This window comes from Roseibium sp. AWQ4_290, assembly GCF_056160985.1.
The window spans coordinates 1-309 of record NZ_JBSWYG010000078.1; the positions used below are offsets into that span (position 1 = coordinate 1).

The 309-nt window shown below is 67.6% G+C and carries 1 pseudogene; it reads left to right on the plus strand.

Annotation, left to right across the window (positions count from 1 at the left end):
- Positions 1-40: 40 nt before the first annotated feature.
- A pseudogene (locus ACXAH0_RS25210) lies at positions 41-309 on the plus strand (hypothetical protein); the annotation flags it as partial.

Genomic DNA, 309 nt, shown 5'->3' on the forward strand with positions numbered 1-309 from the left:
GTTCTGCCGTCCTGTTGCGGTGAAGAGCGAGGCCGCCCAAATGGACCGGACGGTGCTGAAGGCCCGTCAGCACCTGGTCCGCCAGCGCCGCGATACGGAAAATGCGATCCGCGGGCTGCTTGGCGCGTTCGGGCACCGCCTGCCCAAGGGAGTTGGCAAGTTCGCGGCCCGTGTGCAGGCGGTCCTGCAGACATGCCCTGCTCTGACCGGCATTGTCGGCCCCTTGCTTGAGGCGCGGACGGCTTTGATCAGATGCCTGGACGAGTTGGACGGCACGGTCAGGGAGCGCGCTTCGCAGAGCCCGGCCTG